This window comes from Bacillus sp. WC2507 (assembly GCF_052656125.1).
On the sequence record NZ_JBQXPN010000001.1, the window covers coordinates 2,085,017 to 2,110,320 of the forward strand.

Annotated in this window: 24 protein-coding genes and 1 pseudogene; 19 read left to right on the top strand and 6 right to left on the bottom strand. The window is 36.0% G+C overall.

The features are described from left to right. The first annotated feature begins 5 nt into the window (after positions 1-5). Together ACUN28_RS11120 and ACUN28_RS11125 are read left to right on the top strand one after the other, a co-directional pair. Positions 6-917: an ABC transporter ATP-binding protein gene (locus tag ACUN28_RS11120; protein ID WP_016086773.1), complete on the top strand. Its 912-nt coding sequence runs from the start codon at positions 6-8 to the stop codon at positions 915-917. Continuing rightward, the gene (locus ACUN28_RS11125) at positions 910-1,854 is read left to right on the top strand and encodes an ABC transporter permease (RefSeq protein ID WP_016086774.1); all 945 of its coding nucleotides are present in this window, start codon (positions 910-912) and stop codon (positions 1,852-1,854) included. The genes ACUN28_RS11120 and ACUN28_RS11125 overlap by 8 nt, the downstream gene beginning before the upstream one ends. 45 nt (positions 1,855-1,899) lie before the next feature. Here the strand turns inward: ACUN28_RS11125 and ACUN28_RS11130 are convergent, their stop codons facing one another. Then, positions 1,900-3,045, bottom strand: a complete 1,146-nt coding sequence (locus ACUN28_RS11130) for a M20 peptidase aminoacylase family protein (protein ID WP_016086775.1) — start codon at positions 3,043-3,045, stop codon at positions 1,900-1,902. Positions 3,046-3,132: 87 nt separating this feature from the next. Next, entirely contained in the window at positions 3,133-4,041 is a 909-nt protein-coding gene (locus ACUN28_RS11135; protein ID WP_016086776.1) for an EamA family transporter, read from the bottom strand. Positions 4,042-4,367: 326 nt separating this feature from the next. Between ACUN28_RS11135 and ACUN28_RS11140 the strand changes: the two are divergent. The 3 genes and pseudogenes from ACUN28_RS11140 to ACUN28_RS11150 all read left to right on the top strand — a co-directional run bounded on the left by ACUN28_RS11140 (position 4,368) and on the right by ACUN28_RS11150 (position 5,832). Beyond that, positions 4,368-4,511, top strand: a pseudogene (locus tag ACUN28_RS11140) (peptidase T). Between the two features lie 16 nt (positions 4,512-4,527). Further along, complete coding sequence (gene ccdA / locus ACUN28_RS11145) at positions 4,528-5,235, top strand: cytochrome c-type biogenesis protein CcdA (protein ID WP_016086777.1); 708 nt, start codon at positions 4,528-4,530, stop codon at positions 5,233-5,235. A gap of 90 nt (positions 5,236-5,325) precedes the next feature. After that, a complete protein-coding gene (locus tag ACUN28_RS11150) occupies positions 5,326-5,832 on the top strand; it encodes a CcdC family protein (RefSeq protein WP_001028639.1) in 507 nt (168 codons plus the stop codon). A gap of 71 nt (positions 5,833-5,903) precedes the next feature. On the opposite strand, the gene ACUN28_RS11155 is transcribed toward ACUN28_RS11150, so the two are convergent. Next, the gene (locus tag ACUN28_RS11155) at positions 5,904-6,335 is read right to left on the bottom strand and encodes a DUF2621 domain-containing protein (RefSeq protein ID WP_016086778.1); all 432 of its coding nucleotides are present in this window, start codon (positions 6,333-6,335) and stop codon (positions 5,904-5,906) included. Between the two features lie 103 nt (positions 6,336-6,438). Continuing rightward, entirely contained in the window at positions 6,439-6,735 is a 297-nt protein-coding gene (locus tag ACUN28_RS11160; RefSeq protein ID WP_016086779.1) for a hypothetical protein, read from the bottom strand. 245 nt (positions 6,736-6,980) lie between these two features. Between ACUN28_RS11160 and ACUN28_RS11165 the strand changes: the two genes are divergently transcribed. Both ACUN28_RS11165 and ACUN28_RS11170 read left to right on the top strand, forming a co-directional pair. After that, entirely contained in the window at positions 6,981-7,568 is a 588-nt protein-coding gene (locus ACUN28_RS11165) for an AAA family ATPase (protein ID WP_098405357.1), read from the top strand. Further along, positions 7,565-8,137: a DJ-1/PfpI family protein gene (locus ACUN28_RS11170; RefSeq protein WP_016086781.1), complete on the top strand. Its 573-nt coding sequence runs from the start codon at positions 7,565-7,567 to the stop codon at positions 8,135-8,137. Before ACUN28_RS11165 ends, ACUN28_RS11170 begins: the two co-directional genes overlap by 4 nt. A gap of 13 nt (positions 8,138-8,150) precedes the next feature. On the opposite strand, the gene ACUN28_RS11175 is transcribed toward ACUN28_RS11170, so the two are convergent. Then, entirely contained in the window at positions 8,151-9,098 is a 948-nt protein-coding gene (locus ACUN28_RS11175) for a class I SAM-dependent methyltransferase (protein ID WP_016086782.1), read from the bottom strand. A 195-nt stretch (positions 9,099-9,293) separates the two neighbouring features. Here ACUN28_RS11175 and hutP point away from each other — a divergent pair, with 195 nt between their 5' ends. The 12 genes from hutP (at position 9,294) to ACUN28_RS11235 (ending at position 23,683) form a co-directional block, all read left to right on the top strand. Next, complete coding sequence (hutP, locus tag ACUN28_RS11180) at positions 9,294-9,734, top strand: hut operon transcriptional regulator HutP (protein WP_016086783.1); 441 nt, start codon at positions 9,294-9,296, stop codon at positions 9,732-9,734. A 102-nt stretch (positions 9,735-9,836) separates the two neighbouring features. Next, the gene (gene hutH / locus ACUN28_RS11185; protein ID WP_016086784.1) at positions 9,837-11,354 is read left to right on the top strand and encodes a histidine ammonia-lyase; all 1,518 of its coding nucleotides are present in this window, start codon (positions 9,837-9,839) and stop codon (positions 11,352-11,354) included. Positions 11,355-11,377: 23 nt separating this feature from the next. Further along, the gene (gene hutU / locus ACUN28_RS11190; protein ID WP_016086785.1) at positions 11,378-13,036 is read left to right on the top strand and encodes a urocanate hydratase; all 1,659 of its coding nucleotides are present in this window, start codon (positions 11,378-11,380) and stop codon (positions 13,034-13,036) included. A 12-nt stretch (positions 13,037-13,048) separates the two neighbouring features. Next, complete coding sequence (hutI, locus tag ACUN28_RS11195) at positions 13,049-14,320, top strand: imidazolonepropionase (protein ID WP_016086786.1); 1,272 nt, start codon at positions 13,049-13,051, stop codon at positions 14,318-14,320. Beyond that, positions 14,299-15,270: a formimidoylglutamase gene (gene hutG, locus ACUN28_RS11200; RefSeq protein ID WP_016086787.1), complete on the top strand. Its 972-nt coding sequence runs from the start codon at positions 14,299-14,301 to the stop codon at positions 15,268-15,270. The genes hutI and hutG overlap by 22 nt, the downstream gene beginning before the upstream one ends. 279 nt (positions 15,271-15,549) lie before the next feature. Beyond that, positions 15,550-16,011 (top strand): CarD family transcriptional regulator, encoded by a 462-nt coding sequence (locus tag ACUN28_RS11205; RefSeq protein WP_170959991.1) that lies wholly within the window; start codon positions 15,550-15,552, stop codon positions 16,009-16,011. A 595-nt stretch (positions 16,012-16,606) separates the two neighbouring features. Then, positions 16,607-17,734 (top strand): alkene reductase, encoded by a 1,128-nt coding sequence (locus tag ACUN28_RS11210; RefSeq protein ID WP_016086789.1) that lies wholly within the window; start codon positions 16,607-16,609, stop codon positions 17,732-17,734. Between the two features lie 67 nt (positions 17,735-17,801). Continuing rightward, complete coding sequence (locus ACUN28_RS11215; RefSeq protein WP_016086790.1) at positions 17,802-19,376, top strand: FMN-binding glutamate synthase family protein; 1,575 nt, start codon at positions 17,802-17,804, stop codon at positions 19,374-19,376. A 112-nt stretch (positions 19,377-19,488) separates the two neighbouring features. Continuing rightward, positions 19,489-19,977 (top strand): cytochrome c biogenesis protein CcdC, encoded by a 489-nt coding sequence (locus ACUN28_RS11220; RefSeq protein ID WP_016086791.1) that lies wholly within the window; start codon positions 19,489-19,491, stop codon positions 19,975-19,977. A gap of 299 nt (positions 19,978-20,276) precedes the next feature. Continuing rightward, positions 20,277-21,755 (top strand): sodium/proline symporter PutP, encoded by a 1,479-nt coding sequence (gene putP / locus ACUN28_RS11225; RefSeq protein WP_445423376.1) that lies wholly within the window; start codon positions 20,277-20,279, stop codon positions 21,753-21,755. Positions 21,756-22,108: 353 nt separating this feature from the next. After that, on the top strand, positions 22,109-23,047 hold the full coding sequence (locus tag ACUN28_RS11230) for a ring-cleaving dioxygenase (RefSeq protein ID WP_016086793.1): 939 nt from the start codon (positions 22,109-22,111) through the stop codon (positions 23,045-23,047). A 24-nt stretch (positions 23,048-23,071) separates the two neighbouring features. Next, on the top strand, positions 23,072-23,683 hold the full coding sequence (locus tag ACUN28_RS11235) for an alpha/beta hydrolase (RefSeq protein WP_033659747.1): 612 nt from the start codon (positions 23,072-23,074) through the stop codon (positions 23,681-23,683). Between the two features lie 55 nt (positions 23,684-23,738). Here the strand turns inward: ACUN28_RS11235 and ACUN28_RS11240 are convergent, their stop codons facing one another. Then, a complete protein-coding gene (locus ACUN28_RS11240) occupies positions 23,739-25,271 on the bottom strand; it encodes a BA3702 family sensor histidine kinase (RefSeq protein ID WP_016086795.1) in 1,533 nt (510 codons plus the stop codon). Positions 25,272-25,304: the final 33 nt, after the last annotated feature.

Sequence of the window (25,304 nt, forward strand, 5' to 3'; positions counted from 1 at the left end):
ATAGAATGACAAATGAACAATCAATTGTAAAAGTGGAGCGGTTGACGAAGAAAGTCGGTTCAAAGACACTTGTACAAAATATTAGTTTTGAAGTGAAAAAAGGCGAGGTTGTTGGTTTACTCGGACCAAACGGTGCTGGAAAAACGACTTTAATGAGAATGATGGTCGGTATGATCCGTATGACAGAAGGTGAAGTGTGGATTGATGGTCAATCTGTGAAACAGCAATTTGAAAAAACTGCCGCGAAAATTGGGGCGGTAATTGAGACGCCGGAGTTTTATCCTTTTTTGAGTGGATATGAAAATTTAACATATTTCGGACGAATGAATGGTAATGTGACAGAAGAACGTATTGATGAAGTAGTGCAATTGTTAGGGATGGGACAAGTAATTGATCGTAAAGTAAAAGCATATTCACTCGGTATGAGACAACGTTTAGGAATTGCTCAGGCGCTTATTCACGATCCAGATGTATTAATACTAGATGAACCAACGAATGGATTAGACCCTAGTGGTATACATGAAATGAGAATGTACATAAAGAAAATTGCACATGAACAAGGAAAAGCGGTACTTGTATCTAGTCATTTACTTTCAGAAGTTGAATTAATGTGTGACAGAGTTATCATTATTCAGCACGGAGAATATGTGGCGACGCAAAATATTCAGCATAATCAAAGCGAAGAGATGGAGACAATCCGTATACGTGTAGATGATGCGAATAAAGCGGCAGAAATGTTAGAACAAGATGTTTTAATAAAAGGTAATGATCTACTTATTCATGTAAAAGATGAAGAAATCCCAAATGTTATTCGAACATTGCTTGAGAAAAATATTCAAGTTTATCGTGTATATGAAGAAAGAAAAACGTTAGAAGAGCAATTTCTAGAATTAACAGGGGGAAAAGATATTGTTTAATTTAGTATATAACGAACTGTATAAAATATTTAAGCGAAAGCGAACGATTATTCCCTTTGCAGTTATTGCAGTATTAATAATTGGATTAGGCTGGGTTACGGTCAAGTATTTAGAACCGGAAACAAAAGGATGGAAAGCCGATTATACAGAACGAACTGTAGAAATAGAGAAAAAGCTAGGTATGAAAAAAGAAGCTATATTAGCAGAACGATCTGGGGACGAGCTTGTAAAGGAATATCAGCTTAAGATGAAGCATTTAGATACAGATACAGCACCGGCAAGCAGTTCTCCACTTTCTTTCATGAGAGATACAGGTTTTATCGTATTTCCAATATTGCTCCCATTTATCCTCGTGTATGCAAGTACAATTTTTGCGAATGAATATAGCTGGGGAACATATAAATTTTTAACGATCCGTCCGGCGAGTCGATTTAAAATTCTAACAGCAAAATTTTTAGCAATTGTAATATTTGCAGCGTTATTGTTTCTGTTTAATATGATTTTCTCCACTTTATGTGGACTTGTTATTTATAAATTCCAACAGCCTGCATGGAGCGAGCTTATTTTCCAAGATGGAAATATTATAAAACAAAATATTTTTGTGGAGGCTAGTAAGTATTATATTTTATCGTGGTTGCCGACCATTGTGTACGCAGCGTTTGCATTTATGATTTCTGTATTAACAAGATCTAGTGGGGGCGCGATTGGAATCTCGCTATTTCTTGCTTTATCAGGAAACATTGCATTACTAGCAGCAACTAGATATGATTGGGCGAAATATTTATTACCAGCAAACACAGATTTATACAGTATTGCAAAGAATGGAAGTTTTATTGATGGGGTAACATTCCCGTTTGCTTCATGTATGTTATTACTTTATTTATTTGTATTTTTAAGCATTTCCTATACAGTATTTTTAAAACGCGATTTAACTTAATAAGAAAAGCCGTTAAGTGCACTTCACACCCTTAACGGCTTTTCTTTATGTTAATTGTTTAAGAGCTTTTTCGGCTAGTAAAGCGAAATACTCTGCACTTATAGATAATGCTCGCTCGTCTACTGTGAAAGCTGGATGATGCCATTCATGTGTACCATTCGTTCCCATAAAGACGAATGAACCAGGTATTTCTTGTTGATAAAAAGAAAAATCTTCTCCGGCCATTGACGGGGTAGGAGAGATGATATTTAAATTCATTTTTTCGGCAACTTGAGTCGATAAATTTGTTAGAGATGTATCGTTATGAACAGCAGGAGGACCTGGATAAAAGCGGAATTCTGTTTTTACACCTAATGCATCAGAAACCCCTTGAATAATACGTTCCATTAAAGCTGGTATCTTTTCACGTGTTTCAGCTTGGAAAGTGCGAACTGTTCCTTCTAATGTTGCTTTTTCAGGAATAACGTTCCATGTATTTCCTGAATGAATATTTGTAACACTTACAACGGCATTATGAGATGAACTTATATTTCGGCTTACAATTGTTTGCAGTGCCATAACAATTTGAGAGGATGCGACAATAGGATCAACCCCAGCATCTGGTACAGCTGCATGTGTACCAACACCGTGAATTTCGATTTCAAATCGATCAACCCCGGCCATTAGTGGACCATCTTTAATACCAATTGTACCTACTGGCAAATCAGGTTTATTATGCATGCCGAAAATAGCTTGTACATTTTGTAAATGTCCAGCATCAATAACTTTGCAAGCACCATTACTACTTTCTTCGGCTGGCTGAAATATAAAACGAACAGTTCCTTTAAGTGAAGATTCTTTTTCCTTTAATAAGTAGGCAGCACCTATAATAGCAGCTGTATGAAAATCATGCCCACAAGCATGCATTTTACCGTGAATTTTTGAAGCGTACGGCAAATTTGTTTCTTCTTGAATAGGAAGGGCATCAATATCAGCACGGATTGCTATAAGCGGTCCGCTATTATTCCCCGAAATTTCAGCAATAACGCCTGTTTCTAAACTAGAATTTATTATAGTAATGTTTTTCTCTTCTAACCAATTTTTTATAGCTTTTGTCGTTTCAAATTCTTCGTATGATAATTCTGGATGCTCATGTAAATTTCGACGAATAGAAATCAGCGTCTCATTTAATTGCTCTAGATTTGCTGCCACTTATAATGCCCTCTTTCTTAAATAAAGTATGTATATTAAGTATACAATAATAAAAGAGAGGATTCTCAAATGAAAATCCTCTCTCGTTTATGCTGCCAATTTTTTATGTGAATGCTGTTTTTGATAACGTCCACGCATTGCGTAGGCAATTTGCGGGATTGCGATACCAACTAAAATAAGTGACACACCGACCCATTGTGAAGATAGTACAGCTTCTTTTAAAACGAATACAGACATGATTGTTGTAACTGGTAGTTCCGCTGCACCAAGAATAGTCGCTAAGCCAGAACCGATTTTTGGAATACCGATTGTAAAGGCTATAGAAGGAATAACGATACTAAATGTTCCTAGACCTAAACCGTATTTCCAAAGTCCTTCAGAAATTGCACCACTAAAAATGAATGTTGGTGGGAATACGATCATTACTAAAATTAAAGCACCAGCCATTAAAAGAACACCGCGCGGTAATGAAGGTACTTCAACAGCTACTTTCCCACTCACGAAAATGTATGTTGCGAATGTAACAGCAGATAATAAGCCTAGTATGATTCCAGTCGTATCGAAATCACCTGCTGATTTTTCTAGCAAACCACTTGATAAAAATGTACCTGCAAGTAAGAAAATAACGGAAATCACCTTTTCTCTTGAAGGTAATGTTTTTGTTGCGACTGCTTCAATAATAATTCCGACCCAAACGAATTGGAATAAAAGTATAATTGCAATAGATGCTGGTACAGTTTTTAATGAAGCATAATAAAAAATCCCAGTAAAACTTGCAGATGTACCTGCAACGAATAAAATTAACGCTTGTTTTAATGGAACACGATGTCTAGAAAATAGAAGTGTAATAGCAAGCAAAATAATCCAACCGAACAAATATTGGCTACCAATTACCTCTCCAAGTGAAAATCCTTCTGCATATGCAAGTTTAACGAAAATAGCTAAAATCCCATAACTACACGCTCCTAATAAAACTAAAAGAGAATAACGAAGCATGAAAAATTCCTCCCATCTATATGAAATTGTTCCGTAACGGACATATATAACTAGAGGGAAGTATACAAAATTAAAAATGGAGGGTCAAATAAAAGAAAAGTGTGACATTTTATAGAATAATAATAAAAGTATGATATTTATGCATAATCTTGAAATTAATAATAATAAAAGTATTGTAAAATCAGCTTTGTATTGTATAAAGACAGCATTTGAAAAAAATTTTTTTAATCAATATGTATATAGACGTACTAGTAACATGCTAATCATTTGAGAAACTACGTTACCTTTGTTATGTTAATAATAATTAGAGGAGTTTCGTAATCCAAGTGAAGTGTTTCTATATAATAGAAGGAAATGAAAACGTTTTTTTAGAAACTGTGTGAAAGAGTAGTTTTTCTTATTGTCACGTTGGAAAAGTGATTTCACGAATTGTTCATAGTATTTTTATTTGTTTTTGCTACAATATGTAAGGAGAGGAGTGGAATCATGCAAGATATCAGTATTTTTTTAGCGTTTGGTGCTGGGTTTTTATCATTTATTTCCCCATGTTGCTTACCGCTTTATCCGGCATTTTTATCTTACATAACAGGTATGTCGGTTTCTGAGTTGAAAGAAGAAAATGCAATGCTTCGCAAAAGAAGTATGATACATACAGCGTTTTTCTTACTTGGATTTTCAATTATATTTATTGCAATTGGATTTGGTACAAGTTTTATTGGAGGCATCTTTACAGATTATAAAGATTTAATTAGACAGTTAGGTGGTATATTTATCATCGTGTTCGGTCTTATTATTGTAGGTGTGTTTAAGCCAAAGTTTTTAATGCAAGACCGTAAATTTACGTTTAAAAATCGTCCGAGTGGCTATTTTGGATCCGTTCTAATTGGATTGGCCTTTGCTGCAGGCTGGACGCCTTGTACTGGACCTATTTTAGTATCTGTCATTGGATTAGCAGCAACAAATCCAGAGTCTGCAATGATTTATATGATTGCATACATACTTGGATTTGCTATCCCGTTCTTCATACTATCATTCTTTATTACGAAAATGTCCTGGATAAAAAGAAATAGTATGAAGTTTATGAAAATCGGAGGATACGTTATGATTGTCATGGGTGTCTTCTTATACTTTAACTGGATGACGAAAATTATCGTATATTTCTCAAGTTTATTTGGTGGTTTTACCGGTTTTTAGTATTATTCTGTGAAAATGTTGGAAATACTAACGGAAAAGCATATAATGAAAGTATATTTTGCATATAGCCACAAAAAAGGATGAGAAAATATGAACATAGTTGTTTTATCCAGTATCGTTGCTGTTTGTATGGCTGTTGGTGCGATGTTTATTCGTTTAAAAGCAGCTAAAAAACCTGCAACATTGAAAAAAATTATACTTCCACCATTTTTTATGAGTACGGGAGCATTGATGTATGTTTTTCCTGAATTTCGATTAACTCCAGCAGAAATGTTAGAAGCAATTGGCGTCGGTTTGTTTTTCTCTATTTTTCTTATTAAAACATCTAAATTTGAAATTAGAGGGCAAGAGATTTATTTGAAGCGTTCAAAAGCATTTGTTTTTATATTAATTGGATTACTTGTCGTGAGGATTGTATTTAAAACATACTTAAGCCAATCTCTTGATTTAGGACAACTTAGTGGTATGTTCTTCTTATTAGCTTTCGCGATGATTGTGTCATGGAGAATTGCTATGTACCGTTCCTTTACGAAATTACAGAAGGAAATGGAAAAAGAAGATGGTTTTTATAATGAAAAAGATATGAAGCTAACTTGAAAACGTTATATGTATAAAATAAAAAGGACAGCGTCAAAGGCGCTGTCCTTTTTATTGAAAATAATGTGAAGTTACTTTGCGAGTAAAGATCTATAGTTAGAATAATCAATCTCTTTTTCTTGTAGTTTTTTCACTAAAAATTTATGATCACGCTTCGGTGTAGCAATAATATACCCTTTAATAATTAAATCTTGTGTAATTTGAGAGGCTTTTTCTTGTAACGCCAGTTCTCCGATTTTGCCAGCAATTTTTGATTTAGCAACATCGCGAAATAGTTCTGGAACAGGACTTACAAGCTCTTCTAACAACTGTTTTTGTTCGTCAGCCCATAAATGTCTCGTTTTATTTATGTAGTGTTCTTCCCAATCTAAAATGGACATACCATCTTCTTTTGGTAATCGTTTTAAAAATTTTCTGAACATAAAGTATCCACCAATAGACATAAGTCCTAATAAAATAACAGTCCATAGCACAATAAACCAACTGAACCATCCTTCGAGCAAGTATATCCCCCCTTAATGATTATGGTTTTCTTTTATTCATATTATAAACAGTGAGATTCATAGAAAGCAAGAACGCTTGGTCATTTTGACCAAGCGTTATCATTTAAACAAAGTATAGTTGTTCAACACATAAATTATTATTATCATCTTCTACATATTCAATGATTAATGTGCCAACTTTACGATCTTTATCTTCTGTTGTGAAAATAGAGTAAGAAGTAAAACGCTTTGTTGATAGGCCGCTTATATGTGTAGGTAAAGAAATGTAGTCGTTATCGCGGAAGAATTCCATCAGTTCAATATCTTCAAATTCTTTTCGGTCAACTTGTTTGTTTGTGTAGCGGCGTTGAAGTTGTTTTAAAGACTCATTCCAAGAAATTGCTTTTGTGTCGTATACCATTGTCTTATCTCCTTACTGTATGTAATCATTAAGAACATACGTTCTAATCTAGTATACTCTTTTTATTAGAAAAGGGAAAGCAAAAAATAATGTAAGCTTGGGTTTCCAAGCTTACATTATTGATGCGTCCGTCATAATCTCTATTTTTTATTATAAGTTAGATAAGAATAAGAAACAAGATGGTATATATTTTGTTGATAGTTTTCAAAATTCTGTATATTATAGGTATACTAATATGCAAGGGAATGAGAGGAATGGTATACGTAATTTCACTCCAAGGACCGATGGCAAGCGGGAAAACAACATTGGCTAAAAGATTAGAGCGATGCGGGCTTTCAGTTATATATGAAAATCCTTATCCGATTGTAGAAAAACGAAAAGAACTAAATTTGGATATGAACTCAAAAGAAGGGTTTATTACAAATCAAAAAATGTTTATGAAAGCAAAAATAAAGGAGTTTCAAAAAGTGAAAGATTCAGTCGTAATTTTTGATCGTGGACCAGAAGACATTGAGTTTTATACACTCTTTTATCCAACGATTATAGGGGAAGAGTGGGATATAGAAACTGAATTGAAAGATGAATTATATAAATTAAGAGAATGCCGTTCGAATGCGATTTTTTACTTAGATGTTACGAAAAAGAATGTATATGATAGAAAAAATAATGATAGAACAAGAAACAGAAATACATTTGAGGAGCAATTTAAATTAGTAGAAACTGAAAAAGATTGGTATAAACAATTTCCGGTAACTTATGTGGACACGAATAGATTAACAGCAGACGATTTAGAGGTATATTTTATGGATTGGTTAAAGGAGAGAGGGTTATGAAAAAAATACTTTTATTTGTATACCCAACATTTGCGGAGTTTGAAATAACAGTAGCAACGGCATTGCTGAAAAATAAATATGAAATCATTACAGCGGGCTTAACGCATGAATTGATTATAAGTGAAACAGGTTTGCAAGTGCAACCACATATAGAATTAAGGGAAGTGTGTGTAGAAGAATATGAGGGGATTATTATTCCAGGCGGAGATGTGATACATATGAAGGATGCAGAAGGACTCTTTTCAGTTATTCGTCAATTTCGCGAACAAGAAAAATTAGTAGCTGCTATTTGTGCTGGACCGTATGCGCTAGCAAAAGCAGGCTTATTCAAAGAAATCTCGTATACAGTAACTATGGATTATAAAAAATTAGATTGTTTTCCAGTAGAAAATTTTGTGTATGAAGAAGTTGTGAAACATTCAAATATTATTACAGCACAGGGGCATGCATTTGTACCATTTGGAATAGCGATTGCCTCTTATTTTGGAGTAACAAACGAACATAATATAAATTTTTACAGTGGTAAGGGGAATGTGATGATGGAGGAGCTTTTGCCTGAGAATGTATAAAAGCTAGCTAATGCTAGCTTTTTTCTTTTTGACATCGATAAATGGCTAACGTTTTCGGATCGCGCCATATACCGTTATGAAGTGACAATTCATTTTCTATTTCTTCTTTTAGCCATTCCTTCATTTCCGCGTGAAGAAGTGTATTATCAGGTATATTTAGCGACGGAAACATGCTAGAAATATAGTTTAAAATCGGAGTGGCATGATGAAAAACGAGAGCATTATGAATAACTGCTTCTTCAACAGTTGGAAAAACAGACTGTAATATCTCTTTACCATTTTCTAAACAAAATGGAGTGACTGATGATGTTGTTTTCGGCAAATCAAATGCGTCTAACATACGGTTACACATTTCAACTATACGAGGTAATGTAACGTTAGAGTTTGTTGTAGCTAAAAGTGAGCCACCGGGACGAATTACTTTATGGAATCCTTGGATTGTTTTTTCGACGTCTTTCATGTGATATAACATATGTCTTGCGACGATCCAGTCGTAGCAATTAGCTTCGAAAGGAAGTTTACCAGCGTCACCCGGTCTCCATTCAATTATGCTATTCTTCATTGCAGCTTCAGAAAGCATCGTTTTCGATTGATCAAAACCGGTTAGTTGTCCTTTATGACCGTTAGTTTGTAAAAGGGAAAGAAAATTCCCATTAGCGCATCCAACCTCTAATATTTTTTCGTCTCCTTGAAGTTGTAAATGCCCCATGACGACTTCATCTAAATTCACTTGTTTTTCTTCGTAATGTTTATGCGTATCGATACGTGTTTGTAAATGGTTGCTTACGTTGTATTGGCGTTTTACATCATTCATTTTTTCACATTCCACCTTCGTGCAAAATTGCTGAATCGCATGTGTCAATACGTCGGTTTTCTTTAAACCTTCGTAATGGAGTGCAGATTCAAACCTTTCAAGTAATTTTTCTTCAATTCGAAAATGAATATCTTTTCGCTTCGTCATTGAAATCTCGCCCCTTTGCATCTGTTAGTGAGACTATAGCACGCTTGAAAAATTTGTGTAAATAATTTGTGTACACAAATGAAAGAGAAGAAAAAATTGTTTGAATGTGAGTTTAAACTATTGACGATTTAACCGTTTTCATATATTCTTAAATTAAGAAATATTCAAATAATTAAAAAGAAATGAGAGAGTCACATGCTTCTTCAAGGAACACATCGAATTGGTCGTATGGCCATGCTGTTGGCACTTGCGGATGAGAATGAAAGCCCTGTATTATCTGTTCCAAAAGGTTGGAAGTATTGTACGGGGAAAGTGGGTTCGATGAATTCGCAAAAAGTTGTAGCAGCAATGGAAACAGCGGCTAAAAGCAACCAAGTTATTGAAACAGACGTTTACAGAGAAACACATGCACTTTATCATGCAATTATGGAAGCTTTGTACGGAGTGACGAGAGGTCAAATTCAGTTAGCAGACGTTCTTCGTACAGTAGGACTTCGATTTGCGATTGTGCGCGGCACACCATACGACGGAAAAAAAGAAGGCGAATGGGTTGCTGTTGCATTATATGGAACGATTGGTGCACCTGTAAAAGGATCTGAGCATGAGGCGATTGGTTTAGGAATTAATCACATATGATTTGCCCATAGTCTATTAGTTAGAAGGGGGCCTTATTCTTTAGGACAGAAGTCTGTCTTAAAAAGATAAGGTCCCCTTTTGCCTTTATAAGGAGGAAAAAGAATGATTACGTTAACAGGACACACATTGACAATTGAAGAAATGAAGAGGTTGTTACTTGAAGGAGAAGGTGTAACAGCTTGTCCAAATAGTATGCAAAAGGTGGCAGAGTGTCGCGAAGTAGTTGAGAAAATTGTAGAGGACGGAAAAGTCGTTTACGGTATTACAACTGGATTTGGAAAGTTCAGTGATGTGCTTATCCAAAAAGAGGATGTAAAGGCACTTCAACACAATTTAATTCAGTCACATGCATGCGGGATAGGTGATCCATTCCCTGAAGAAGTATCACGTGGTATGTTAATTTTACGAGCGAACACGATGCTTAAAGGAGTATCGGGCGTTAGACCACTTGTTGTAAATATGCTTCTTGAGTTTGTAAATCGTAAAATTCACCCAGTTGTTCCGCAACAAGGTTCACTTGGTGCGAGTGGCGATTTAGCACCTTTATCTCATCTTGCGCTTGTATTATTAGGCGAAGGTGAAGTGTTCTATAAGGGAAAACGCGTTCATGCGATGGTTGCTCTTACAGAAGAAGGTCTTGAGCCGATTGAACTTGAAGCGAAAGAAGGGCTTGCATTAATTAATGGTACGCAGGCGATGACAGCGCAAGGAGTTCTTTCTTATATAGAAGCAGAAGCAACGGCGTATCAAGCTGAACTCATTGCTTCGATGACAATTGAAGGATTACAAGGCATTATTGATGCATTTGATGAAAATGTTCATAAAGCACGTGGTTATAAAGAGCAAGTGGAAGTAGCGAGCAGAATTCGTGACATCCTTCATGATAGTAAGTTAACAACGAAACAAGGAGAATTACGTGTACAGGATGCATATTCACTTCGCTGTATCCCGCAAGTACACGGTGCTTCTTGGCAAGTTTTAAATTATGTGAAAGAAAAATTAGAAATTGAAATGAATGCAGCAACAGATAATCCACTTATTTTTGATGGTGGGGAAAAAGTAATTTCGGGTGGGAATTTCCATGGTCAACCGATTGCGTTTGCGATGGACTTCTTAAAAGTAGGAATGGCGGAACTTGCAAATATTTCAGAGCGTCGTATTGAGCGTTTAGTAAACCCACAATTAAATGATCTACCTCCATTTTTAAGTCCAGAACCAGGACTTCAGTCTGGTGCGATGATTATGCAATACGCAGCAGCGTCACTTGTTTCTGAAAATAAAACGTTAGCACATCCGGCGAGTGTTGATTCAATCCCGTCATCAGCTAACCAAGAAGATCACGTAAGTATGGGAACAATTGCTTCACGCCATGCACATCAAATTATTCAAAATGCAAGACGTGTTCTTTCAATTGAGATGATTTGTGCGATGCAAGCAGCAGAATATCGCGGTATTGAAAACATGAGTACAGTGACGAAGAGCTTCTACCATCAAGGTCGTCAGCAAGTACCTTCTATTACAAATGACCGTATATTCTCAACAGATATTGAAAATATTACGCATTGGTTAAAAACAAATTATTCGATAAAAGAAAGATTAGATGTAAACGCAGCACTATAAAATGAGAAAAGGGAGAGATTGAAATGGAAAAAGTACAACAAACAATTCGCGCGCCAAGAGGTACAGAGTTACAAACGAAAGGGTGGGTTCAAGAAGCTGCACTTCGTATGTTAATGAACAATTTAGATCCTGAAGTTGCTGAAAAACCAGAAGAACTAGTCGTATATGGCGGAATTGGCCGTGCGGCTCGTAACTGGGAAAGCTACCATGCGATTGTAGATTCATTAAAAACGTTAGAAAGCGATGAAACATTACTTGTTCAATCAGGAAAACCAGTTGCCATTTTTAAATCACATGAAGATGCACCTCGCGTACTGTTAGCGAACTCAAACTTAGTACCAAAGTGGGCGAACTGGGATCACTTCCGTGAACTAGAGAAAAAAGGTCTTATGATGTACGGACAAATGACAGCAGGTAGCTGGATTTATATTGGAACACAAGGTATTTTACAAGGAACGTATGAAACATTTGGCGAAGCGGCACGTCAACATTTCGATGGTTCATTAAAAGGTACAGTAACACTTACTGCTGGTTTAGGTGGTATGGGTGGTGCACAACCTCTTGCTGTAACGATGAATGGCGGTGTTGTCATTGCTATTGACGTTGATAAGCGCAGCATCGATCGTCGTATTGAAAAGAGATACTGTGACATGTATACAGAATCGTTAGAAGAAGCATTAACGGTTGCGAACGAGTATAAAGAGAAGAAAGAACCAATTTCAATTGGTTTATTAGGAAATGCGGCAGAGATTTTACCAGAACTAGTGAAGCGTAATATTACGCCAGATTTAGTTACGGATCAAACATCTGCTCATGATCCATTAAACGGTTATATTCCAGTAGGTTACACATTAGAAGAAGCAGCAAAACTTCGTGAAGAAGATCCAGAACGTTACGTACAATTATCAAAAGAAAGCATGACAAAACATGTGGAAGCAATGCTTGCTATGCAAGCAAAAGGTGCAATTACATTTGATTATGGAAATAATATTCGCCAAGTTGCTTTCGATGAAGGTTTGAAAAATGCATTCGATTTCCCAGGATTCGTTCCAGCATTTATCCGTCCATTATTCTGCGAAGGAAAAGGACCATTCCGCTGGGTAGCACTTTCTGGTGATCCAGAAGATATTTATAAAACAGACGAAGTAATTTTACGTGAATTTGCTGACAATGAGCATTTATGTAACTGGATTCGTATGGCTCGTCAGCAAGTTGAATTCCAAGGTCTTCCATCACGTATTTGTTGGTTAGGTTACGGTGAGCGCGCGAAATTTGGTCGCATCATTAATGAAATGGTTGCAAATGGTGAATTATCAGCACCGATCGTTATCGGCCGTGACCATTTAGATTGCGGATCAGTAGCATCTCCAAACCGTGAAACAGAAGCGATGAAAGACGGTAGTGATGCAGTAGCAGACTGGCCAATTTTAAATGCATTAATTAATAGTGTAAACGGTGCGAGCTGGGTATCTGTTCACCATGGTGGCGGCGTTGGTATGGGTTATTCACTTCACGCTGGAATGGTTATTGTTGCAGATGGAACAGAAGCGGCAGCAAAACGTATTGAGCGCGTATTAACTTCTGACCCTGGAATGGGTGTTGTTCGTCACGTCGATGCAGGATATGACTTAGCTGTGGAAACTGCGAAAGAAAAAGGCGTTAACATTCCGATGATGAAATAAGGAGGAGAAAACATGCTGGACACTTTACTAATAAATATCGGTCAATTACTAACAATGGATCAAGAAGATGGCTTGTTAAGAAGGGAAGCGATGAGTACGCTTCCTGTTATCGAAAACGGTGCGGTTGGAATTGAAAACGGCGTAATTACTTTTGTTGGAACAGCGGAAGAAGCTAAAGGATTACAAGCGAAAGAAGTTATTGATTGCGGCGGGAAAATGGTTTCTCCTGGTCTTGTTGACCCGCATACTCATCTTGTATTTGGTGGATCTCGTGAAAATGAAATCGCACTAAAATTACAAGGAGTTCCGTACTTAGAAATTTTAGAACAAGGCGGAGGTATTCTTTCAACTGTAAATGCAACGAAACAGGCGTCTAAAGAAGAACTTGTTCAAAAAGCGAAAGTCCACTTAGACCGTATGCTATCTTTCGGAGTTACAACTGTAGAAGCGAAGAGTGGTTACGGATTAGATGATGAGACGGAATGGAAGCAATTGGAGGCAACTGCGCAATTACAAAAAGAGCATCCAATCGATTTAGTTTCTACATTTTTAGGTGCTCATGCAGTTCCGAAAGAGTATAAAGGTAGATCGAAAGAATTTTTACAATGGATGTTAGACCTACTACCAGAAATGAAAGAGAAGCAGTTAGCGGAATTCGTTGATATTTTCTGCGAAACAGGTGTGTTCTCTGTCGAAGAATCAAAAGAGTTTTTATTAAAAGCGAAAGAGCTTGGCTTTGATGTGAAAATTCATGCGGATGAAATCGACCCACTTGGTGGTGCGGAAGCAGCGGCTGAAATTGGTGCAGCATCAGCGGACCATTTAGTTGGCGCTTCTGATAAAGGAATTGAAATGCTTGCAAACTCTAATACAGTAGCGACTTTATTACCAGGAACAACTTTCTATTTAAATAAAGAAAGCTTTGCTCGTGGACGTAAAATGATCGATGAAGGTGTTGCAGTTGCATTAGCTACAGACTTTAACCCAGGCAGCTGTCCAACTGAGAACATTCAGCTTATTATGAGCATCGCAATGCTTAAACTGAAAATGACACCAGAAGAAGTTTGGAATGCAGTAACAGTTAACTCTTCTTACGCAATTAATCGTGGTGATGTAGCTGGGAAAATTAGAGTTGGTCGCAAGGCGGATTTAGTTTTATGGGATGCTTACAATTATGCTTACGTACCGTATCATTACGGCGTAAGTCATGTAAATACAGTATGGAAGAATGGTAATATCGCATATACAAGAGGTGAACAATCGTGGAGCACGGCCACTATTTAAAGAAAAATGCAAAGTTTATTGATCGTGAAGTGACGAAATGGAGTGAGATGATTAAAGGTTGGGAGGAAGGCGTGGAAATATTCGGTGCTGCCTTAATTGGAGCACCCCTTTCTAAACCATCTATTAGTCATTCAGGAGCAAGTTTTGCTCCAAAAACAATTCGTGCGATGTTAGATGCATATAGCACGTACGCAATTACAGAAGAACATGATATGAAAGAAAGTGTCTTATATGATTGCGGCGATATTACGATGCATGTGACGGATATAAAAGAAAGTCATAACCGAATTGCGAAAACAGTTGGTCATGTAACGAAAGTAAATCCGAACATGATACCAATCGTTCTTGGTGGTGACCATTCGATTAGTTTTCCGAGTATAACAGGGTTTGCAAACAGTAAAGGAAAGATCGGTATTATTCAATTTGATGCCCATCATGATTTACGTAATTTAGATGATGGTGGCCCATCAAATGGTACACCGTTCCGTAGTCTACTAGAAAATGATGTCATTACAGGAAAACAACTCGTTCAAATCGGAATTCGTAATTTTTCAAATGCACGAGCGTACCATGAATATGCAAAAGAACATGGCGTGACAGTGTATACAATGAAAGATGTACGAGAGCGAGAAATCAAAGATATTATCACGGAAAGTATTGAAGTATTAAGAAAGCAAGGCGTGACTTCTATTTACATTTCTCTTGATATGGATGTACTAGATCAAGCATTTGCACCAGGTTGTCCAGCGATTGGTCCTGGCGGAATGGATAGTACGACGTTACTTGATGCGATTGAATTTCTTGGTAAAGAACCGCTCGTTCAAGGGATGGATATAGTAGAAATTGATCCAACCCTTGATTTCAGAGATATGACGAGTCGAGTAGCTGCACAAGTGATTATGAGTTTTCTTTTAGCGAGAGAAACAGCTCGTAAGCAGGTTAGTATGTAGGCGTGAAATGAATAGATAATATTTACCGATGCCGTAAAAAACACATTACTACTCGTATGTAGTAATGTGTTTTTATGTTAAAAGCGAAGTTGAAGTTAGAATATATGAATGTGTGGAGAAGTCAATAAAATTGTGGGTTTTTGGTGTTATTTTACGGATTCATTTTCTTAGTTTGAAAGGATTGACATGAAAAATAATTTTATGATAAAATAAAAATTTTGCTAAAAAAATGAATGTGTGTTAAGATTGAGAAGGTTACCATATATGGAGGTGGATTATTTGTTTCAAATTGGCGATAACATTGTTTATCCAATGCAGGGAGCAGGTATAATTAAAGCCATAGAAGAGAAGGAAATCGCAGGAGAAAAACAACAGTATTATGTTATAAAAATGTCGGGTAGTAATATGGAAATAATGATTCCGGCAGGAAGAATATTGAGCTCAAATATACGACCAATCACGGATATAACGGCAATAGCACACATATTGAATATTTTTCAACATGGAGAATCTGATAGATTACTTACGTGGAAACAAAGGTATAAATTGAACACTGATAAAATAAAGACGGGTAAAATACAAGAAGGTGCTGAAGTTGTACGTGATTTATTGCGTATGCAGAAAGAAAAAGCACTTAATGCAAGCGAAAAGAAGATGTTAGATAACGCACACGAATTTTTGATTAGTGAACTGGGATTAATTGACGGTATCACAGAAAGTCAAATAAAAAGCTTTTGTTAAGATTCATTACAAATAATCTATTACATCCCAAAAAATATTTCAAATTTTTTGGGAACATAATTATAGAAAATTAATCATTTCAAAGACATTCAACTCTTTCAAACCACTTTTAGAGCATTAACCTCTTTTGTTATTACTACAATCAAATCCATTTTTATTTTTTAAATTCTTTACGAATGTTCGAAGTTTAATTAAACACTTCGATAGAATAGTTACTTGATTTTTGCAATCCTGATTCACACTGGCACGGACGAGGAGCCGTAAGGATGAAAGAGAGGTAGGGCTTTCATTGTTTTAGGTTTATAAGTTATTATTTTTAGAAGAATACTGAACCACTCTCACTTCTATTGTTAAAGTTTTTTATATGTGAAGAGATAATAATTGTTTATTTTCTTTATATAAAAGAGATAAATGAGTTGTCATCCATATACGGTAAACTAAAAAAGGTTTCCTTCCTAGGAAACCTTTTTTTTATTTGTATCATTCTGTTTTTTTGATATTCGAATGTTTGATGGTAAAGGCGAATAAATTGACGTTACTATCTAAAAGTAAGTATGATGCGATTATGGTAAGAATTTTTTAAGGGGGAAGAAAAATGACAAGTTCAAATAGTAAAGCGGCAAGTATTTATGAAGGAACAAATATAAACGCTTGGGGATCCTTTGGAAATATTGAAGAAACAAAGTTGTTTAGTCCGATTCAAATTGGATCCTGGTCTCTTCGTAATCGTATAGCAATGGCACCGATGACGAGATGTTTCGCGAATCATGAAACAGGAGTCGTTGGTACTGATGTAGTCGAGTACTATAAAAAACGTGCAGCTGATGGAGTTGGCTTAATTATTACAGAGGGAATCGTCATTAGCCCAAGAGCAAAAGGAAATCCAGGAGTACCAGGGATTTATACACAAGAACAAATCGATTCGTGGAAGCCTGTTACAGAGGCAGTACATAAAGAAGGTGGAACGATTATTGCTCAAATATGGCATGTTGGACGTATGAGTCATCACGAGATAATTGGTGGGCAAATGCCGCAAGCACCGTCTGCTATCGCAGCAGAGGGAAATGTGCCACGTTTTCGTAAACCGTTTGATACCCCGGAAGAAATGACAATAGAAGAAATAAAGAAAGTAATTGGTCAATACGCACAAGCTGCGAGAAACGCGATCGAAGCTGGATTTGATGGGGTAGAAATTCACGGTGCACACGGATATTTAATCGATCAATTTACTTATGAGTTTGCAAATAAGCGTACTGATAAATACGGCGGAGACTTAAAGCAAAGGTTAACATTTATGAAAGAAGTAACAGAGGCTGTAATAGAAGCTGTTGGAGCTGATAAAACACTTCTTCGCTTCTCTGCTTTCAAAGGTGATAATCCTACTTATATGTGGGGAAATCCTGAGCTTGCAATTAAAACGTTTGTAAATATGTTCAAAGAAGTTGGATTAACGATGATTCACCCTTCAACGATGAATTTTACGGCAGTTATTGCTGATGGAAAGAATTTTCATCAATTAGTAAGAAAATATTGGGATGGTACGATTGTAGGAGTAGGGAGTTTGAATCCGAAAGAGGCTGAAGAAGCACTGCAAGAAGGAACAATTGATGTAGCGGCATTTGGAAGACCTTTAATTGCTAATCCAGACTTCATTCATCGAATTAAAAATGCTGAAAGTTTAGTTGAATATGATGCGAAAGAGCATCTTGCTATGTTAATTTGAATAAAGATAAAAGGAGAACACATCAGGTGTTCTCCTTTTATTATGGAATTTCATAGGAGGAAGCGGAATGAGTGAAACGCTACTCGTTATTATTAGTATATTGCTCTTATTGATGTTACTATTAATCATTTTTTTTATTATTACATTTTTTATTAAAAAACGGACGCATCATTCTATATTAAAGTTACATCCATATTTAGGAAGGATGCGTTATTTACTCGAAAAGATAGGGCCGGAATTTAGGCAGTATTGGTTTGATCATGATACGGATGGAAAGCCCTTTTCACGTTATGATTTTCAAAGTGTAATGTTTCTAGCAAAATACCGTTCAGAAATACTCGGTTTTGGATCAAAACGAAATTTTGATGCATCTGGATATTATATTGCTAATACGCTGTTTCCGGTATTAACAGAGGAACTAAGTGTGAATGTAACGCAAGAACGTGAAGGGAAAAAGTATGTGATTCATAAAGAAGGGCTATTTTCACGGAGAGAAAAATTGACAGCGGATACAACGAATCTTTGGTTATACGAAGAAGACGATGCAATTATAGTCGGTGAAAACCGCAAATATCCATGGAAACTGTATGGCATGTTTGGAGCATCAGCTACTTCTTACGGTGCGATTGGAGAAAATTATATTTTAGCGAGCGGGTTTGGAGCAAAAATGGCAGGCGGATCGTGGATTAATACTGGCGAAGGTGGCGTTATTCCAGAACATTTACATACAGGTGCGAATATCGTTGCGCAAATTGGTCCGGGTTTATTTGGCTACCGTGATGAGGATGGTAATTTTTCAATGGAGAAATTTATGGAGAAAGCAAAAGAAAGCAATATTAAAGCATTCGAATTGAAATTTGGTCAAGGTGCGAAAATACGAGGTGGTCATTTAGAAGGACAAAAAGTAAATGAGAAGATCGCTTCTGTTCGAAATGTGCGAGAAGGGGAGACAATTAATTCACCGAATCGATTTCCATTTTTAAAGAATGCAGCAGATACACTTTATTTTATTCAACGTTTGCAAGAAAACGGCGGTAAACCAGTCGGGATGAAGATTGTAATTGGACAGCAGGAGCCGTTGGAAGATTTATTCAAAACGATGAAAGAGTTAAACGTCTATCCAGATTTCATTACAATTGATGGTTCAGAAGGTGGATCAGGAGCAACATATAAATCGATGGCAGATAGTATGGGGATGCCGCTTATTCCAGCGTTACTGACATGTATTGATACAGCGAATCATTATGACGTTCGGGACAAATTCAAAGTGTTTGCCTCGGGGAAATTAATTACACCAGATAAAGTGGCAATTGCTTTAGCTATTGGTGCAGATGCTGTAAATTCAGCCCGCGGTTTTATGATGGCGAGTGGCTGCATAATGGCGCTTCAATGTAATTCGGGGCAATGTCCGTCTGGTGTGGCGACGACGAATCCTCATTATCAAAAAGCGTTAGATCCGTATGAGAAGAAGTGGCGGGTCATGAACTATATAATAAGTATGAGATATAGTTTATTTGCACTAGCGGCAGCAGCGGGAGTAAAGAGTCCGCGTCATTTAACGAGAGAGCATATTGTGTTTAAAGACGAGAAGGGGAGAGTGGTGCCTCTTTCGGAATTGTTTCCTATAATAAATCAAACCTAAAAATATATTTTATATGTAAAAATTTTTGGAGGAATAATCACATTATTTAGAAAATATTAAGAGTATAATGGGAAAGGTTTTTAAAAATGACTATTTTTAGGGAGAGATTCACTTGGATCAAGGTTCGTACAGTATTACAATTTTTTTACTCGTCATAGGGCTCGTTATATTTGGACGTATGCGTTCTATGAATCGACCAATTAAAAATAAAGGAAGACGACTATTATTTCCATTATTCTTTTTATTACCAGGTTTTTCTTTATATGCGGCACCGATACAACTTGCTGATTGGCAAATTGGGGTAGCTGCTGGGATTGGACTGTTATTATCAATTCCACTAATTATTTTAACTGGATATGAATTGAGAGAAGATGGTCAAATTTATGCGAAAAAAAGTATTGCTTTTATTGCTACATTTTTAATTATTGTCCTTTTACGTGCTTATTTTAGAAGACATTTACAAGGTTTAGATCCAAAGTCAATCGGCATTCTTTTCTACACCCTTGCGGTTTGTTATATAGTACCTTGGCGTATTGGCTGCTATATAAAATTTCGTAAAGTATACGTAGAGAAAGAGAAAATTACGATGCCAATAAGCTAAAAGCCATACATTTGTATGGCTTTTAGCTTATTTTCATTTGTCGGATAAACAAATGAAAATAAGGTGTGAAAAAGCACTTTTTATTTCCTGAATATTGTAACTTTAATTTCTTTTGAAAGCCGGGTAATCCACTGGGATAAAGGCGTTTATAAAGGTTTTCACATGTAGTGAAAAGGGCTTGTTCCCTTGAAAGAACAAAAAAAGTTTGTTAAGGTAGGGAACCATAAGCGAAAACAAGAAAATAGAAAAAGTCATTTTTCGAAATTTTGAATGGCTTATGTAACTAAGGGAGAGATTTGGTGAAGATTGAGATTATGGTTTCGCTTGCTATTTATATGGCAGGTATGTTGTATATCGGTTATTGGTCTTATAAGAAGACATCCGATTTATCAGATTATATGTTAGGCGGAAGGGGACTTGGTCCAGCAGTTACAGCTTTATCAGCTGGTGCTTCTGACATGAGTGGTTGGATGCTAATGGGATTACCTGGTGCGATGTATGCAACAGGATTATCAAGTGTATGGATTGCGATAGGTTTATTAATAGGTGCTTATGCAAACTATTTAATTCTTGCCCCGCGTTTGCGAACGTATACAGAATTGGCAAATGATTCCATTACGATTCCGGATTTTTTAGAAAATCGGTTTAAGGATCGTACGAAAATACTTCGTTTTGTCTCCGCTATCGTCATTTTAGTATTTTTCACATTTTATGCGTCGGCTGGTTTAGTTTCAGGTGGACGTTTGTTTGAAAATTCTTTTAACCTTGATTATAAAATTGGTTTATTTGTAACTGTGGGTGTCGTTGTTGCTTATACACTATTCGGTGGCTTTTTAGCAGTAAGTTGGACCGACTTTGTGCAAGGTTGTATTATGTTTATCGCTCTCGTATTAGTGCCAATTGTTGCTTTTACAGATGTTGGTGGTGTAACAGAAACATTCAATACGATTAAGCAAGTTGATGCATCGCATTTAGATATGTTTAAAGGGACTACAATATTAGGGATTATTTCCTTTTTAGCATGGGGGCTTGGGTATTTTGGTCAGCCGCATATTATTGTCCGCTTTATGGCAATTACCTCTATTAAAGATTTGAAAACTTCTCGTAGAATCGGTATCGGTTGGATGGCGATTTCCATTATAGGTGCAATGCTCACTGGCTTGGTTGGTATCGCCTATTACGCTAAAAATAATGAGACATTACAAGACCCAGAAATGGTCTTTGTAACATTCTCAAACATATTATTCCATCCGTACATTACTGGGTTTTTATTGTCAGCTATATTAGCTTCGATTATGAGTAGTATTTCCTCGCAATTACTTGTTATTTCAAGTGCAGTAACGGAAGATTTCTATAAAACATTTTTCCGTCGTAACGCAAGTGATAAAGAACTTGTATTTATTGGTAGACTGTCAGTATTAGTAGTAGCTATGATCGCAGTTGTTTTAGCGTATCATCCAAGTGATACAATTTTAACACTTGTCGGTTATGCTTGGGCAGGATTTGGTTCAGCATTTGGACCCGCTATTTTATTAAGTTTATATTGGAAGAGAACGAACAAATGGGGCGTTCTTGCTGGTATGATTGTCGGTGCGGTAGTTGTTATTACTTGGGTACAAATTCCAAGTTTAAAAGAAACTATGTATGAAATGGTACCTGGATTCTTCTGTAGCTTATTAGCTGTTATTGTTGTGAGTTTATTAACGAAAGAACCAATTAAAGCAATTCATCGTGAATTTAATGAGATGGAAGCGGTGCTGGAAGAAGAAACGAAATGATTTGAAAAAAGAGTAAACGGTGAATAGCGTTTACTCTTTTTTCATTTTAAATGAAATAAGTAACTTGTTGACAGAGAAAAGTAAGTAACTTATAATAAATATTAAGTTTGAGATAAATGACATTCTAAATCAAGGTTTATTATGATTATAGAGTGAGTAAATATTTTTTTGGTAAAATATCTCGAAATCGAGATAATTCCGATAAGCTAGAAGTTGATGTGGAATTTTATAATTAATATCTCGGATTCGAGATAAAATTATTATGACAGATTTTATTTTGCAGTATGGACAAAATGAATAATGAATTTTAATGTATAAAAGTTTTTAAAATGAAATAAAAAGGGGCGGAGAAAATGACAAAGAAAACGATGGGAATTCATCACATTACAGCAATTGTAGGACACCCACAAGAGAATGTAGATTTTTATGCTGGTGTATTAGGTTTACGTCTAGTGAAACAAACAGTAAATTTTGACGATCCGGGTACGTACCATCTTTATTTTGGCAATGAAGGAGGAAAGCCTGGAACAATTATTACGTTTTTCCCATGGGCAGGTGCTCGCCAAGGAGTTATTGGTGACGGTCAAGTAGGAATCACTTCTTATGTTGTACCAAAAGGGGCAATGGAGTTTTGGGAAAATAGATTAGAAAAATTCGATGTTTCGTATACAAAAATGACTCGATTTGGAGAGCAGTATTTAGAATTTGATGATCCACATGGTTTGCATATAGAATTAGTAGAAAGAGATGAGGGCGAATTAAATAATTGGACTTTTGGAGAAGTTACGCCAGAAGTAGCAATTAAAGGATTTGGTGGTGCGGTTCTTTTATCGGCACAGCCTCAAAAAACAGCTGAACTGTTAGAACATATCATGGGTCTTGAGAAAATTGGAGAAGAGGGTGAATTTGTTCGATTCCGTTCTTCTGCTGATATTGGAAATATTATCGATTTGAGGTTATCGACAATTGGTCGTGGCCAAATGGGCGTTGGTACAGTGCATCATATTGCTTGGAGAGCGAGTGACGATTCTGATCAGCTAGACTGGAAAGAGCATGTGTCTCGTTTTGGATACCACGTAACCCCTGTACAAGATCGAAATTATTTTAACGCAATTTATTTTAGAGAACACGGTGAAATTTTATTTGAAATTGCAACAGATCCTCCTGGTTTCGCTCATGATGAATCGTTAGAGACGATGGGTGAGGAATTAAAGTTACCGGAACAATATGAACAACATAGAAAACAGCTTGAACAAACACTTTTACCATTTGAAGTGAGAAATTTAGATTAAAGTGATTGAAAGGGGAAAAGGATTATGATGAAACATGTTTTTCAAAAAGGAAAAGATGCGTCAAAACCAGTGTTGTTATTACTTCATGGAACAGGTGGTAATGAATTAGATTTATTACCACTTGCAGAAATAATAGATCCGGAAGCTTCAGTATTAAGTGTTCGTGGAAATGTATTAGAGAATGGGATGCCGCGTTTTTTCCGTCGATTAGCAGAAGGTATTTTTGATGAAGAGGATCTTATTTTCCGTACGAAGGAATTAAATGTGTTTTTAGATGAAGCTGCAAAAACATATGAATTTGATAGAAATAACATTGTTGCTATCGGTTATTCAAATGGAGCAAACATTGCGGCAAGCTTATTATTCCATTACGAAAATGCGTTAAAAGGTGCTGTGCTTCATCACCCAATGGTGCCTAGAAGAGGAACACAATTGCCTAATTTAGCTGGGAAATCCGTGTTTATTGCTGCTGGGACAAATGATCCAATTTGTTCATCTTCTGAGTCAGAGGAATTGAAGCTACTATTAGAAAATGCAAACGCTAATGTAACAATGCATTGGGAAAATAGAGGGCATCAATTAACGATGGGTGAAGTAGAAAAAGCAAAAGAATGGTATGGAAAAACAGTTCTATAAGTACAAATAATAAAAGAAGCATCTGCTAATTGTTAGCAGATGCTTCTTTTATTATTTAAGACTGGATTGCAAGGTGAGATGAAGAAAGTGGTAGCTGAATATCAACGATCGTACCTTTATTTAATTCACTTGCAATGTGTAATTTACCATGATGTTCTTCAATTATTTTGTAACACATCATTAATCCTAGTCCAGTTCCCTTTTCTTTTAAGCTATAAAATGGTTCGCCTAAACGAGAGATACGTTCTTCTGGGATACCGCAACCTTCATCGATAATACGTATTAAGAGGAAGGTATCTTCTAATGGTTTTGTTTGGATGAAAATATTTCCGCCAGTTGGCATCGCTTCAATCGCATTTTTTAATATATTTATAAAAACTTGTTTTAATTGGTTGCCGTCACATTGAATGTCATATACGTAATCAAAATGATCCATAATGATGTGAACGCTATGCATAATAGCAGTTGGTAAAATAAATGTAACGACCTCTTCAATCAAAGCTTGTATGTTACAAGTTTTGATTGATAATACTTGTGGTTTAGACATCGCCATAAATTGACTTGTGATAGATTCCATTTGTGAAATTTCACTTAACATAACATCAACATACCATTTATTTTCCTCACTTATTTCAGGGAGCAGCAATGTTAAAAAACCTTTTAGTGAAGTGAGTGGATTTCGAATTTCATGGGCAATTCCAGCTGTCAGTTGTCCGACTACAGCAAGTTTTTCTGATCTTCGTAATAACTTTTCTGTTTCTTTAAGTTCTGTAACATCTCTTCCCATTACGATAAGACCTTTACGGGAGCCGTCAGGATGATACAGAGGAACTTTCGATATACTTAAGATTAAGTCGAAATCATCTCTATGTATAATAAATTCCTCTCCGTGAAGAATTTGTCTTTGTTGCCATGCTAGTTCATCGACCTCTTCACAATGTAAAAAAGATTCTCGGTACGCTTCATTATATTGAATGAGTTCACTATCTTTTTTCCCATGGTAAGGTACATGATGAAAATCGAAGCAAGAAAGTGCGTAGTCATTTGCCTCAAGCCAACGCCCTTCATGATCCTTAAATATAACAAACGCAGGCATTGAATCCATTAATGTACGTAATCTCTTCTCACTTTCTTTTAGCATTTTTTCAATTCTTTCTGATTTTTCAAGAGGTTTCATAATGGCATATACGCCAGTTAGACGATTTTGGACAAAAATAGGAACTAGTTTTGTCACGACGTCTAATAAGAATCCACTTTTATGATAAATAGATAAGATATACTCTTGTTGATTATCCGCTTCAGTATTCTTTATATTTTGTAATACTTGCTCAGAAATATGAGCTTCTAAAATAGAGGTAATGTTTTTGCGCTCTAATTCTAAAGAAGTGTAACCTAGTATTCTTTCGGCAGAAGGATTTATATGTAGAATAAATCCCTCTAAATTTAATGAAATAATACTATCAGGATTGTGTTCGAACAGAGATGCGTACATTTCTGCTAAAGAACGATCTTGTACATGTTTTCGTAAACGTCCAGAAATGTTCGGATGACGTTTTTTTTGAGTAGATGAATATTTTTTACGACTCATATAATTTCCTCCGTACAATTAGCATCTAAAAAG